Source organism: Shouchella rhizosphaerae (assembly GCF_900142675.1).
GTDB lineage: Bacteria > Bacillota > Bacilli > Bacillales > Bacillaceae_D > Shouchella > Shouchella rhizosphaerae.
This window is the reverse complement of the sequence record NZ_FRBS01000004.1, coordinates 25,634-38,422: the sequence shown is the minus strand read 5'-3', so window position 1 is coordinate 38,422 and position 12,789 is coordinate 25,634. Positions and strand designations below refer to the sequence as shown.

General features: G+C 44.3%; 14 protein-coding genes. 6 read left to right on the top strand and 8 right to left on the bottom strand.

Annotated features, from left to right (window positions below; translation table 11 throughout):
- Nucleotides 1-46 precede the first annotated feature (46 nt).
- The 3 genes from BUC05_RS12010 to BUC05_RS12000 all read right to left on the bottom strand — a co-directional run bounded on the left by BUC05_RS12010 (nucleotide 47) and on the right by BUC05_RS12000 (nucleotide 2,891).
- Nucleotides 47-1,087, bottom strand: a complete 1,041-nt coding sequence (locus BUC05_RS12010; RefSeq protein WP_011246137.1) for a cytochrome d ubiquinol oxidase subunit II — start codon at nucleotides 1,085-1,087, stop codon at nucleotides 47-49.
- Between the two features lie 16 nt (nucleotides 1,088-1,103).
- Complete coding sequence (locus tag BUC05_RS12005) at nucleotides 1,104-2,441, bottom strand: cytochrome ubiquinol oxidase subunit I (RefSeq protein WP_073304799.1); 1,338 nt, start codon at nucleotides 2,439-2,441, stop codon at nucleotides 1,104-1,106.
- A 279-nt stretch (nucleotides 2,442-2,720) separates the two neighbouring features.
- Nucleotides 2,721-2,891 (bottom strand): FbpB family small basic protein, encoded by a 171-nt coding sequence (locus BUC05_RS12000; protein ID WP_011246139.1) that lies wholly within the window; start codon nucleotides 2,889-2,891, stop codon nucleotides 2,721-2,723.
- A 257-nt stretch (nucleotides 2,892-3,148) separates the two neighbouring features.
- Here BUC05_RS12000 and BUC05_RS21500 point away from each other — a divergent pair, with 257 nt between their 5' ends.
- From BUC05_RS21500 to BUC05_RS11990, 3 genes are all read left to right on the top strand, one after another.
- A complete protein-coding gene (locus BUC05_RS21500; protein WP_011246140.1) occupies nucleotides 3,149-3,298 on the top strand; it encodes a hypothetical protein in 150 nt (49 codons plus the stop codon).
- A gap of 105 nt (nucleotides 3,299-3,403) precedes the next feature.
- Complete coding sequence (locus BUC05_RS11995) at nucleotides 3,404-3,754, top strand: hypothetical protein (RefSeq protein WP_011246141.1); 351 nt, start codon at nucleotides 3,404-3,406, stop codon at nucleotides 3,752-3,754.
- A gap of 176 nt (nucleotides 3,755-3,930) precedes the next feature.
- Nucleotides 3,931-4,734, top strand: coding sequence for a YfkD famly protein (locus tag BUC05_RS11990; protein WP_011246142.1), 804 nt, complete (start codon nucleotides 3,931-3,933; stop codon nucleotides 4,732-4,734).
- 160 nt (nucleotides 4,735-4,894) lie between these two features.
- Here BUC05_RS11990 and yfkAB read toward each other — a convergent pair whose 3' ends face one another.
- Complete coding sequence (yfkAB, locus tag BUC05_RS11985) at nucleotides 4,895-6,004, bottom strand: radical SAM/CxCxxxxC motif protein YfkAB (RefSeq protein ID WP_073304797.1); 1,110 nt, start codon at nucleotides 6,002-6,004, stop codon at nucleotides 4,895-4,897.
- 168 nt (nucleotides 6,005-6,172) lie between these two features.
- Here yfkAB and BUC05_RS11980 point away from each other — a divergent pair, with 168 nt between their 5' ends.
- Complete coding sequence (locus BUC05_RS11980) at nucleotides 6,173-6,820, top strand: histidine phosphatase family protein (protein ID WP_063609420.1); 648 nt, start codon at nucleotides 6,173-6,175, stop codon at nucleotides 6,818-6,820.
- 137 nt (nucleotides 6,821-6,957) lie between these two features.
- Here BUC05_RS11980 and BUC05_RS11975 read toward each other — a convergent pair whose 3' ends face one another.
- Entirely contained in the window at nucleotides 6,958-8,325 is a 1,368-nt protein-coding gene (locus BUC05_RS11975) for a hemolysin family protein (protein ID WP_073304795.1), read from the bottom strand.
- Between the two features lie 418 nt (nucleotides 8,326-8,743).
- On the bottom strand, nucleotides 8,744-9,565 hold the full coding sequence (locus BUC05_RS11970; protein ID WP_073304793.1) for a DUF368 domain-containing protein: 822 nt from the start codon (nucleotides 9,563-9,565) through the stop codon (nucleotides 8,744-8,746).
- Between the two features lie 139 nt (nucleotides 9,566-9,704).
- Here BUC05_RS11970 and pdaA point away from each other — a divergent pair, with 139 nt between their 5' ends.
- Together pdaA and BUC05_RS11960 are read left to right on the top strand one after the other, a co-directional pair.
- Nucleotides 9,705-10,484, top strand: a complete 780-nt coding sequence (gene pdaA / locus BUC05_RS11965; RefSeq protein WP_073304791.1) for a delta-lactam-biosynthetic de-N-acetylase — start codon at nucleotides 9,705-9,707, stop codon at nucleotides 10,482-10,484.
- A 170-nt stretch (nucleotides 10,485-10,654) separates the two neighbouring features.
- Nucleotides 10,655-10,885 (top strand): hypothetical protein, encoded by a 231-nt coding sequence (locus BUC05_RS11960; RefSeq protein ID WP_063609421.1) that lies wholly within the window; start codon nucleotides 10,655-10,657, stop codon nucleotides 10,883-10,885.
- Nucleotides 10,886-11,284: 399 nt separating this feature from the next.
- On the opposite strand, the gene BUC05_RS11955 is transcribed toward BUC05_RS11960, so the two are convergent.
- Together BUC05_RS11955 and BUC05_RS11950 are read right to left on the bottom strand one after the other, a co-directional pair.
- Nucleotides 11,285-12,181, bottom strand: coding sequence for an NAD(P)/FAD-dependent oxidoreductase (locus tag BUC05_RS11955; protein WP_073304789.1), 897 nt, complete (start codon nucleotides 12,179-12,181; stop codon nucleotides 11,285-11,287).
- A 67-nt stretch (nucleotides 12,182-12,248) separates the two neighbouring features.
- Nucleotides 12,249-12,668: an Rrf2 family transcriptional regulator gene (locus BUC05_RS11950; RefSeq protein ID WP_073304787.1), complete on the bottom strand. Its 420-nt coding sequence runs from the start codon at nucleotides 12,666-12,668 to the stop codon at nucleotides 12,249-12,251.
- Nucleotides 12,669-12,789: the final 121 nt, after the last annotated feature.

Below are 12,789 nucleotides of genomic sequence, written 5' to 3'. Positions count from 1 at the left end.
TAGTTATGTGATGTGATTACCACGATCACTGAATAAGCAGTGGCGTCTATGAATAGTCGTGCTGATCGCTCTGCAAGTACGCTTTATCTTTAAAGAAAAGCCGCCAAAAATAAAGAAAGACAGGGACGAGTATGGCGAGCCCGATTAGGAAGCCAATGAGCAAATAGCGGAACATGGTTTCATTTGTAAAGGCATCATAGATCGTGACGTTCGGGTAAAGCAAGTACGGGAGATGGGCGCTACCATAAGCAATGCTCGCTAAACCAAACTGGACAACAATGAGCAATAAAGCGGCACGAGGGTGACCGAGATGGCTTGTCTTTGACCGCCACCATAAGGCGCTATACCCTAACGCAAAAGCAAACAGGGATAAAGTATACCAATGCCAAAGCGACAAAAATTTCTCAAACATCCACGGCGCTTCGGGAATAAGCGTAAAGATGGCAGCTACTGCAAAAACAAGGGTGACAGGACCAAGGAAAATCGCGTTTTTTCGGTAAGAAGAGGCAGTGCTTTCGTCTCCCGCCTCTTTGGCATAGTCGCACATAAACAACGCTGAAATAAACAACTGAGTGACGAGGCCAAAGCCAACATGTGTATAAAAGGCAGGGCTTAAAAATAGCTCGTTAACTAGGATGTATTGCTTGTCGCCAGCGACGACAACAAATCCGCCAATTGCTGCAGGTAAAATGCTGACGAGAATGGCTGGAATGAACAGACCGCATAGCCCAGAGACGAGCGTCAGCATGCGCGAATATTTTTTCGTACTGTACGCGTAGACCAAAAAGGCGCTACGGATTGTAAGCAACAGCAGGACAAGGCAAAAGGGTACGATCATCAATGTGCCGAGCGTAGGGGCTGCCCCTGGAAAGAGAGCCACAAATGCAACAACGAGAAGGACAAGGAAAACGTTTGTGACTTTCCATGCAGGCGATAAAAAGTTGTTTGCAATCGTTGCTGCTTTATAATGGTTCTGGCGGCTATAATACATGGCCCAAAAACCTGTGCCAAAATCAATCGAACCCGCAACAGCATAAATGAACAGCAATGCCCATAACAGCAGTACCGCAACATAGACAGATTCCATAAATCCCTCCTAATACCTAACGGAACGCGCTCATATCTTGGCGGAGCGGATTTCGCTTGAAATAAAAATACATAACAAAACTCGTTAAAATGAGCAGAACAAGGTAAAGCGTTGAGAACAAAAAGAATAACAAGCCGAGGTTCCCGGAAGTTGTCGCTGCCTCGGTGGTCGTTTGTACGCCGAAAATAATCCAAGGCTGGCGGCCAGTGCAACTAAAAATCCAACCTGTCTCGATGCCGATCATCGCAAGGGGGCCAGCAGCAACAAGTGCGATTAAGAGCCATTTTGGAAACCGGATGCCGTCCTGTTTGCGTCTGAAAAACGAAAACAGCAGGCCAAGGCCTGAAACAGCAATTAATGCAAAACCGATGCCGACCATTACGTTAAATAGTGTATGAACAAAAAGTGGAGGCCACTGTTCAACAGGAAAATCATTTAACCCTTGGACGACCCCGTCCGTTGAGCCAGTCGCGAGCCAGCTTAGCAGTCCAGGGAATTCCAGTCCGCCAATCACTTCATTCGCTTCTGGGCTTGGCGTTCCTAAAATTGTCAATGGTGCATTGGTTTGTGTGTCAAAAAGCCCTTCTGCTGCTGCTAATTTGATTGGGATTTCCTCATAAAGCATGACCGTTGTGTCATGGCCGGTAAAACCAGTCCAAACAGACATCAAAAACCCAAAAACAAGCGCCAACATTAATCCTTTTTGGTGGTAGCGGACTTCTGCCGCTGTAATGGATGGTTTTAACAACTTAAAAGCAGCAACAGCACATAACACGAAAGCGCCTGTCATGTAGGCCGTGCTAACGACGTGGTACGAGGTCGACCAAAAACTTGGCGACAAGGCAGCCGCAAGCGGATTGACGTTTTCAATTTGGCCGTCAATGATGTCAAAACCTCTCGGGGTATTCATCCAAGAGTGGGCGCTAGTGATCAAAACAGCAGAGGCCACAGCGCCAAAGGCAATAAAAAAGGAACTGATGATTCTCATAGCAGGAGAAAGACGATCAGCAGCATATACATAAATAGCCAAAAACAACGACTCTAAAAAGAAAGCAAAAATTTCAATTTGAAATGGCAGCGCAATTACTTGACCGACGATTTCCATAAAGCCTGGCCAGAGCAGGGAAAGCATGATCGCTACAATCGTACCAGTTGGAATCGCTACGCCAAGAAGGATGGCAAGCCCTTTTGTCAACCGCTTGGCGAGGACGGCATAATCGAGATCGTTGCGTAGCGCCCTCATCCATTCTGCAAAAAAAATCATTAGCGATAGGCCGACTGTTAATGTCGCAAAAATAATATGAAAGGCCATTGACGTGCCAAACAGCATGCGTGCAAGCAGCACATGATCCATGAGGGACCCCCGCTTCCCGTTTTGTTATATGAAATTACTTTGTGCGATTGCCAAAAAAATATACAAAAAGGGAAAAGTTGCGGGAATAAAAAAACGAGCCTTAAAAACGGCTCGTTCCAGGCTGATAGAAAACGCTCGCATCCTTCGTTGCTCACCTCATTCATATGCTCATGAACCCATGTTCTATTCGCATCTTCACTCGGTTTCGCGCCTCGGCTGACAAGCGTTTTCTATCAGCCTGGGGATTTTGTCGACTCTGTCGACAACCTCAAACGAGCCTTAAAAACGGCTCGTTCTAGTTGGTTTGGCTTTTTTGAGTGAACGGTTTTTCTTTTGGGCACGTTCATCCAATTTATCATCAATTTTGGATAAAGCCTCAGGATCGTTTAAAAGTTCATCTCTATTTTGGGCCATTAAGTCCTCAAAACGGATTAAATGACGTTTACGCATATGATCACCCTTTTTGTGTCTGAATATTTCCTATCATTAGTATACCATGAAAACGTAATTTTACAAGCGTAATTTGTTACAAATTTTTGATAAAGATGAAATTTGTCGAACCAAGTCTAGTTAAGCAGAAAATCCTTTTAGGGAAGACACTTTACATCAATGAAAAACACTGGTAGAATATTTCTAACTTAAAGGGATCTTTTTTACTGGTGATTGAGCGCTTGTTCGGGCAAGCTAAAAGTGGGGAGGGACCAACAATGACACAATCAGAAAAAGAAAAATTGATTGCCCTTGAAAAACAAATAAAAAAACTTTCTGCACAGGTGGATGAGCTAAAAAACAGCAATCATCACACTAAATTCGAAATCCTTGAAACAGACCGTTGCCTTGTGCAAACATACAACTAATGCTGACCCATTGCGGTTGGCATTTTTTTGTGAATGGGTTCAGCTTTACAAATGCGAGAGAATCTGTTTTAAAATAGAAACAGGATACATAAAGGAGGAATAAAAATGGCCAGCAAAAAATGGGGGATTTTGATTGCAGGTGTTGTCATCGGGGCTGTACTTGTAAAAAAAGATTGGCGAAACCGTCTTTGCCAAGAAGCGAAGGAACTGAAGCAGCAGGCAGGGGACACGTATGCCTTTTTGCGGGACAATCGGGAAAACATGGTTGGGCAAGCAAAAGAAGTCATGGAGGATGTCCGCTCGATTTGGAAAGACATTTCCGAAGATGTGCGCACGCTGACACAAACAGCAAGCCATATGAAAGAAACATCTGAGGAAGCGATCCAAGCAGCAAAGGAAGCTGCTGACGAAATTAAGCTGTTAAAAAAGCAGCGTGAGATGAATAACGAAAGATAAGAGAGGGGATTCTTTAAGTAAGGACGGCAGCAACGGTTGGCGTTCTTTCTTATAGATCGGGCTTAGGTAAAAACAGCAGCAGCGATATGCTGCTGTTTTTTTTATGGCTTTGATGGATAAAACGAAAAGAGATGTCAAACAATACCTTTACAAACGATAGAAGGAGGGTACTTCTTATGAAACGAATTGCGCTTTTATTGTTGGCTTTTATGTTGGCAATCACGGCTCCTGCGTACGGAAAGTCGGAAGCAAATGAGCCTGAACAAACATCTTTTAAAATTCCTGACTCTGTCTTATCCATTTCTAAAGAAAACACATATAAAAATGCAACACAAGACTTGCCTTATTTGCAGCCAAGCGAGTTTGCCAAACAATTGCTCCGGTCAACGGAAGAGCAAATTCAAAATCCAGATTTAATTCGGCTAATGAATGAGTCGTCGATCCAGTTTCCGCAATTGGGATTTGCGATGAGAGCTTCCATTTACTTAGGAGAATGGCCTCTAGCTTACCAATCAAAAGGAACGGAAGTCAATTGGGAGTATCAAAAAGTCAATACAAATTACATTGACAACCGTGGCGGAAATGCACCAAAGAGCATGTCTTACCTGCAAGAACAACAGAAAAAAGTGACAGGCGGCTTGAGCGCAAAAATACCGAACGGAGAGGCAGTCAAAAAGATGATGATGATTAGCGCCGCTGAGAAAACAAGCTTGCCCCTTGCTTTTGATACAGTGGTTGGCCAAGGGACGAAAAAGAACCAAAAATACAATGTGCCATCACGCCAAGTTGGCTACCTATACGGCTATGTTCCGGCCGTCCAAGAAAAAGGAAATGTCACATATGGGGAAGTGTATTTAACGATAAAAGGCGGAAAACCGAGGTTAGATGTCAAGAATGTAACCGAGCAAGGCATTAGTGCTTGGATTCCTGTGCAAGACAATATCTCTTTTACGTTTATGGCTTCTACACAACCAAAATAAAAAGAACCCATGCCTCTTTCATAACAAGGGCATGGGTTCTTTTCGCATACGTCGGCGTTTGCCTAGGCTCATAAACCTCTGTTCTATTCTTGCGACTGCACTCCTCGTCTAAAGCGTTTCTTTTAGTCTGAGTGTGGTTTTCGCTCTTCATTTCCACCAATTAAAAATGAGCAGATCGTTTTGAAAAATCGGTTTCACGGTAATAGGTGTTTTTGACAAGCAAATTCGGACCTAAGCATTGCACAGAAGGACAATGGCAAGAGAGAGAACGGTTAATCGCTGAATCGCGCCACCGGGCGTAAGCTTCATCAAAACGGCTGTCTTGAATGTTCCCAAGCTTAGGAACGTCGCCAAAATCAGTGACAATGATATCGCCGCTAAATAAGTTTACATTTAAGCGCGACCGGCCATCGGGGTCATTGCGGACGGTCACATTCGGTTCGCTGTACAGTCGTTTTTGAAGCTGCAAGTCGTCTTCGTTGTTGCTGCAAGGATAAAATGGCAGTGTGCCAAAGAGCATCCAAACGTTTTGATTGCGGCAATCAAGGAGGCGGTGGATGCCTGATTTAATCTCATCCAAGCTCGCTACTTCTAAACTGCTGGCAAAGTCGCTTGGATACATCGGATGCACTTCATGGCGTTGGCAGCCCATTTCGACAATTTGCTGATGGATGTTCTCCAAATGGGGAAGTGTCCGTTTATTTAGCATCGTTTCAGCTGAAACGATCACGCCTCTTGCCGTTAACGCTTTGGCATTTTCAATCATTCGCTGAAACATCGCATGGCGCTGTTCTTCTTTCGGTTTATGCTTTGAATGGGCAAAGCCGATGAGCGAAAAATCATCCACACTGCCGTAGTTGTGAGAAATATGCAAGACATCCAAATAGGGCAGGATCAGATCATAGCGTTCAAGAGGCATCGTCAAATTTGAATTGATTTGCGTTTTGGCGCCACGTTCGTGTGCGTATTTAAGCAAAGGGACAACATATTCCCGCACTGACTTCATGTTCATCATCGGTTCGCCGCCTGTAATGCTAAACGCACGGAGGCGGGGAATTTCATCTAGGCGCCGAATGAGTAAATCAAGCGGGAGGGGGTCTGGGTCTTTTGGCGATAATGTATAGCCGACCGCGCAATGCTCACAGCGCATGTTGCATAGCGTAGTCGTTGTAACTTCAATGTTTGAAAGGGTCAGTTCGCCATATTGCTCGATATCCCTATAGGCTTCCCACGGGTCTGTGTGAGGGGCAATGGTCTGTTGCACATTCATTTCATCAATCTCCTTTAAATGTCCATTCCTATCTTAGCGCATCTTTGCTAAAAGAAAAAGACCAATTGAGGATGGCCGTCATGTTTGGTACACTTGCGGTGCAAGGCAAATGATGTCGCAAGTGCGCGAATAGAGGCAATGGAAGCTGCCCCTAACAAGGAGGATACAATGAAATTATATATGATACGGCACGGGGAATCAGAAGGGAATCGGCTAGGAAAAATCCAAGGGTCAATGGACTTTCCGCTATCGGACCTTGGGGAAAAACAAGCGCAAGCAGTGGCACGTTTTTGTACAACACTTGCTGCTGATTATTTGTATACAAGCGATCTAACACGGGCTGCTAATACGGCACAAGCCATTTCTGAAGAAACGCAGCTCCCTCCGCGAAAATGGGAATTGTTGCGTGAAGTCCATCTTGGCCCGCTGCAAGGGTTGACACGTTCTGAAATTGCGGATCGCTTCCCTGAAACAACAGGAAAGCCATTGATTGCTTCAGGAATCGATGGCACAGAGTCTGCCCAAGCGCTAACAGAGCGCTGTAATTCATTGCTCAGTCAATTGAAAAAGGCACACCGTGATGATGAGTCGGTCATTCTTGTTTCGCATGGTGGCTTTATTAGCTGTCTGCTTATGTATGCTATAGTTGGAGAACAATGGGCTGCGTTTGAACGTCCATTTGTCATCGGCAATACAAGTGTGACTTTGCTTGAGTGGAAAGAAGAAGACGAACGCTACCTCCTTCACTACACAAACCGGACAGCGCACCTTGAAACCGTTCGTGCCGATTTAACAGCCAAGCACGGTTTGCTGTAAGAAAAAAGGCAAACGCACCAAAGTGTGTCGTTTGCCTCGCTTTTTGCAAGAGTGTTGGAAAGCACGAAAACGTTGCTCGTCATTTCATATACGGCTGCTTTCATCCTCGCAACAAGCCATTTAGATTGATAGATTTATTAGGAGCCAGACGCTTCATACGGGGGGTCGAAACGTTCTTCTTCGTCCTTTTTAAAACGGTTTTCTTCGTCCTTTTTTAAGACTTCGATTTGTTTAATCTGACGCCCGTCAAAAGCTTTAACCGCAAACACATAAGGCCCGAACGTGAGCGTTTCGCCGACTGCAATGTCGTATTTCTCCGTTAAGAGCCAGCCGCCAATTGTGTCAACATCTTCTTCGCTAATCTCGACATGTAAAAGTTTGTTGACCTCTGAAATCAGCGTTTTGCCGTCAAGTAAATAATGATCCTCGTCAATTTTGCTTATGAGTGGATCTTCCTCCACATCAAATTCATCGCGAATTTCGCCAACAATTTCTTCGATGATATCTTCCGCTGTAATAAGCCCTGCGGTTCCCCCATATTCATCGTACAAAATCGCCATATGCGTTTGTTTCTTTTGCATTTCGACAAGCAGGTCATTAACAGGAATAGATTCAATCACGCTAATGACTGGACGAATATAATTTTCAAGCTTTATCTCTTCTGTCACATCAGGGGCGACGATGTCCGATAAAACTTCCCGTACATTTACGATTCCGAGAATATGATCCTTATCGCCGTTTACAACTGGATAGCGGGTAAACTTTTCTTCCCGCATGATCGCTAAGTTGTCTTCAAGCGAGTCTTCAATTGAAATTGCAGAAATTTCCGTCCTTGGAACCATGATTTCTTTAGCAATCCGGTCGTCAAAGTCAAAAATTTTGCTTACATATTTAAACTCGGATTGATTGATTTCGCCGCCTTTGTAACTGTCGGAAATGATGAGGCGCAGCTCTTCTTCTGTATGCGTCACTTCATGTTCTGACATTGGCTTGAAGCCTAACATTTTTATTAAAAGGCGGGCTGAGCCATTCAAACTCCAAATTAATGGGAAAAGCATACGGTAAAACCATACAAGCGGCCGCGCAAAAAGAAGAGTAACCTGCTCAGCTCTTTGGATAGCGATGGTCTTCGGAGCCAATTCCCCAATGACAACATGCAAAAATGTCGCAAAAAGAAATGAAACCGCAATCGATAATGAAGTTACTGCCGAAGCGGGCACCACATCTTCAAAGAAGGGGTGGAGCATTTGTTCAAAAGTCGGCTCTGCAAGGCGGCCGATCCCTAGGGCAGTAATTGTAATTCCAAGCTGGCAGGCAGAAAGGTATTCATCCAAGTTGGAAGTCACTTTTTTAGCGTAAATCGCCGACTTTTTGCCTGTAGCAAGGTGCGGTTCAAGCTGTGTGCTACGTATTTTTACAATCGCAAATTCAGATGCTACGAAGAAAGCGGTTAACGCAATAAGAATGGCGACCGCCAGTAAGCTTAATCCCTGTTGTATGTCCAAATATTCCCCTCGTATAAGAGGGAGTCACCTCCTGTGTGTCCTTCAAATTAGGAATAACGTTTCCTAGTTTGGAACCAGAGGGCAACGCGCAATTCTAACGGTTTGCCTATGAAAGGCTAGCTGCGTACACAATTACTTTTAAGTGGTAGATGGTTTCGCAAGAATAGCGGAAGCCCGACCCGATTGGAAAGCAATCGAGAAGTTCCAAACGGCATGTACGCACGATACCGTTTTTCTATCTACTTTGTACTCTCCACCATCGAATCACCCCGCTCTCGCATAAACTACTTTCATTTTAGGGCAATTAATTGCGAACGTCAAACATTTTAAACAAATTGATGCGCAATTCAAAAAAGTACCTTGTCCATCGTGGATAGGTACTTTTTGTACGGTTGTGAAAACAGCGGTTTTCCGTTTATCAACGCTCTGCTTTCCCAAACGTTAAGGCAGTCACAAGGCCAAACAAAAGAGCCATAATCGAGACAAGCCAATAGAGGAATGTCCCAGGCAACTCAGTTGGAACAATAACAATAAGAGAACCGGCAACAAGCCCAATCATGAGCGAATAGGTTGCTTGCGTATACGTTTTAAGAAAGAAACGGACGAGCCGGCTTGTCACAAGCAGCCCAAGGCCAACGCCACAGCCAATTGTGATAATAACAGGGATATTAATAGTCGAGAGTGCAGCAATCGCTGTATGGTACACGCCTAGAATTAAAAAAACGAGCGAGCCACTAATGCCAGGCAGCACAAGGGCAGTACTTGCCAGCCAGCCTGAAAAAAATAAATAAATATAGTCTGGCAATGAAAGGTTTTCCATCACTGCCTGGTTTGATTCGCCGACAAAACTGGTCATGGCAATAAGCACAAATGCCCCAATCATCAACACATAATGGAGGGGGTTAAACGAATGTTTCGTTTCAGCATGGGCAGAGCGCCATAAAAACGGCAAAATACCAAGAACGAGCCCAGCAAATAAAAACATCATCGGTTGATTATGTACATGAAGCAAATATTCTATGATTTTCACGAATAAAGCAACAGCAGCTACCATGCCAATGCCGAGTGGGACTAAAAAGCGAAAAGCACGTTTTATATGGCCTGTCGTCAAGTCGCTAATCGCTTGAAGCAACTTTTCATAAATGCCCAAAAGCATAGCAATCGTGCTCGCGCTCACACCTGGCACAAGTTCGGTGATGCCCATAGCGGCACCTCGAAAAACATTTTTCCAGTTAAACATTTAGCATCCTCCTAGTTGATCGCAAAAACAGCATCATGCTAATGAAACCATAGCCCATTAAAACATGCAACAAAAAAGAACGCATAAAAGCCTTTCTGCTGACGGAAGCTACGGATAAACATATGAAAGGGAGAAACGTATGAAAAATGCACTTTGTTTACTGCTTTCGCTTTCCATTATCATTGGGCAAACTTCATTTGCGCTCGGGTATGAAAACAAAACATACAATTGGAGTTACAAACCGGCTCCAGCCCACACGCCTGTAGATACAGAACCATTGTACAAAGAGCTGTTAGAGCAAGCTGATGGTTACTTTATTGGCGACCGGGACAGCAAGTCTTTATATTTAACATTTGACAACGGGTATGAGAACGGCTATACCGAAAAAGTCCTTGACGTGTTAAAAGAAAAACAGGTTACAGGCGCTTTTTTTGTGACAGGCCATTATTTAAAAACAGCGCCAGAGCTTGTGAAACGAATGGTGGCGGAAGGGCACATTGTCGGCAACCATTCATACCACCATCCGAGTTTGCCACAAACAAGCGATGCCAAGCTAGCGGCTGAACTCGACGACGTGAAAACATTGTTTACTGAAATAACAGGCGAGACGGAGATGCGCTATTTACGGCCACCAAGAGGGGAATTTAGTGAGCGGACGCTCATGAAGTCAAAGGAGCTTGGCTATACGAATGTATTTTGGTCCCTTGCGTATAAAGATTGGGAAGTCGATAAACAAAAGGGCGGAAAGTATGCCTTTGACCAAGTGATGAAACGAATCCACCCTGGAGCAATTATGTTAATCCACGCCGTATCGCCTGATAATGCCGAAGCATTGCCTGATATCATTGATGAATGCCGGCGCCAAGGCTACACGTTCCGCAGTTTAGACGAATTGTCGTTACATTCTCCTATGCCTTAGACGATGTACCGCTCAATTAACATTTGGTGCAAAAGCAATTCAGCCTGTTGACAATGTCTCGGTTTTATTGAGACAGTCGACAGGCTTTTTTGTACAATTAAAGAGAGAAAAAGGGTACAGGGTGAGGAAGAATGTTGTCCAAACAGCTGGAAGAAAGGGTGTTTGACTAGATGAAAAGAAAAATAATAATTTTTAGTTGCTTGGTTCTCACTGCGATCTCAATGAGTGCTTGTCAACAGCAAGGAAAATATACAGGAGAATTTAACGTTAATTGGGGGAGCGAGGATATACCAGAACATTTACAAAGACTTGAAGACAATAATATCCCTTACGAAACGAGAGATGGTAAAATCTTCATCCAAGAAGATGCAGTGAATGACGCTACTGAATGCTGTACTTGATTCACAGTAAAATAGCAGGTGCAGTGACTATACTAGATTGATAAATGCGAAAACAAACAGGTTTATTTCTACTTTTGTTGATTGATCAAGCCAAATTTATGTGTAAATTCAACCTCGGCTTAACACGAAGGAATCAGCTTGAACACGGAGCCTCTACGGGCGTGATGTGAATGCGAAGGGGCGAGTGTGTAGAAAGATTCGCATCACACGAAAGGTGATCACGCCCGTCACTCCATGTAAAGCCTATTGTGCGTAACACAACGATGTCATGCTGGACTAGTTATTGTTTCAGCCATTCAAGGTATTCGGTCATATCCAGATATTTACGTGCACTGCCCATTTTGTTTGTTCCATAAGCAATGCTTCAAGTCATTTTCTGGAAAGGACCTTGTCCACTCATTAAAACTCTTCATCAACCAAATCAATTACGATGCCTGCCCCAACTTTGCTGCCTTCTGCTGCCGCTAAAATCAGTTGCTGTGGCCCGTTAAAGGTAGTATCGCCGCTAGCGTAAACACCTGCGACGCTTGTTCTGCCAAACGGATCGGTTTTGATGCCGCCTTGCTCGTTGTATGTGCAGCCAAGGGCTTCCCCAAAGGATGCAGCTTGCTGCAAATCGACTGCCACAAAGCCGCCCTCTCTGTTGATTTCTTGGCCATCGGCAAAGCGAATGTTCTCTAGTTGGCCGTCTTCTCCTTCGAGGGCCGCGATTTCTTCTTCGATCACCTTGATGCCGTTGGCTAGAAACGCAGTTTTCTGCTCATCCGTTAAAAAGCGCTGGCCATTTGTGCAAATGACTAAGTTTTTGCTCCAGTTCCAGATGAGTTTTCCTAAGTGGAGGACGCGCTCATCTTCACAAATGACGACAAGGGGACGATCGCGTAATTCCCAGCCATCACAAAATGGACACGGGAATAAGCTCGAGCCGTAAAATGACTCAATTCCTGCTATATCTGGCAATTGATCTTTTAAACCTGTGGCAAGCAAGATTTTCCGTGCGTGATACGTTTCCTTCGTTTCTGTTTGCACAGAAAAGCCGCCTTGTTCTTTTGTCATTGCGCCTACGCGTACTTGTGCCCACTCTATATTTGGATATTTTCTTAAATCGGCGTATGCTGCTTCTTTAAACGCGCTCGGTTTGATCCCGTCTCTAGTTAGAAAACCATGTGATGCATGGGTGACGGCATTCCGTGGTTTGTTTTCATCCAATAGCAGTACCTTTCGTTTCGCTCTACCTAGTACAAGTGCTGCGTTTAGCCCAGCTGGGCCTCCTCCTATAATGATGCAATCAAACATGGCTCTATGCTCCTTTATTGTATATATTAAGGACTCTTTATATCTGTAATAAGTGCAGAAAAGGAGACTAGGCCCTTTTTTCTTTCATTTGTCTGGCGATGTCTGCAATGTAAGTGGCATCGAGATCCGCTTTCATTTTTGCCTCGGCGTTCATCATGACTTGCTCAATCAAACAACCATGATTGTGTGGGAGCTCTTTGTGGTCGAGCGAACAATGAAACAAGCTCGTTTGACCTTCAATTGCTTGGATCACATCAAGAAAAGACGTTTCCTTCTGGCGTTTTAAAAGACGGTAGCCGCCTTTTACACCAGGCGTTGATTCGATTAACCCGGCTTTAACCAGCTTAGTTAAAATTTTTGACAGATACGTAGGCGAGAGATTTTGCATCTTCGCCAACTGTTCAACGCCAATCGCTTCGTTTTTTTCATTTAGCGTCAAAAAAGCCATTGTATGCAGTGCATAGTTCGTTGCCTTTGAATATTTCATTGCTACAGCCGCCTCCAATTTTGCCGTGATTCCAGATCGATTGAGTCCGTAATTAACTATACGTCAAATTGATTTTGAATGCAACAAGCATGCTTTCACGGGCTGCAAATATGAATGTTTG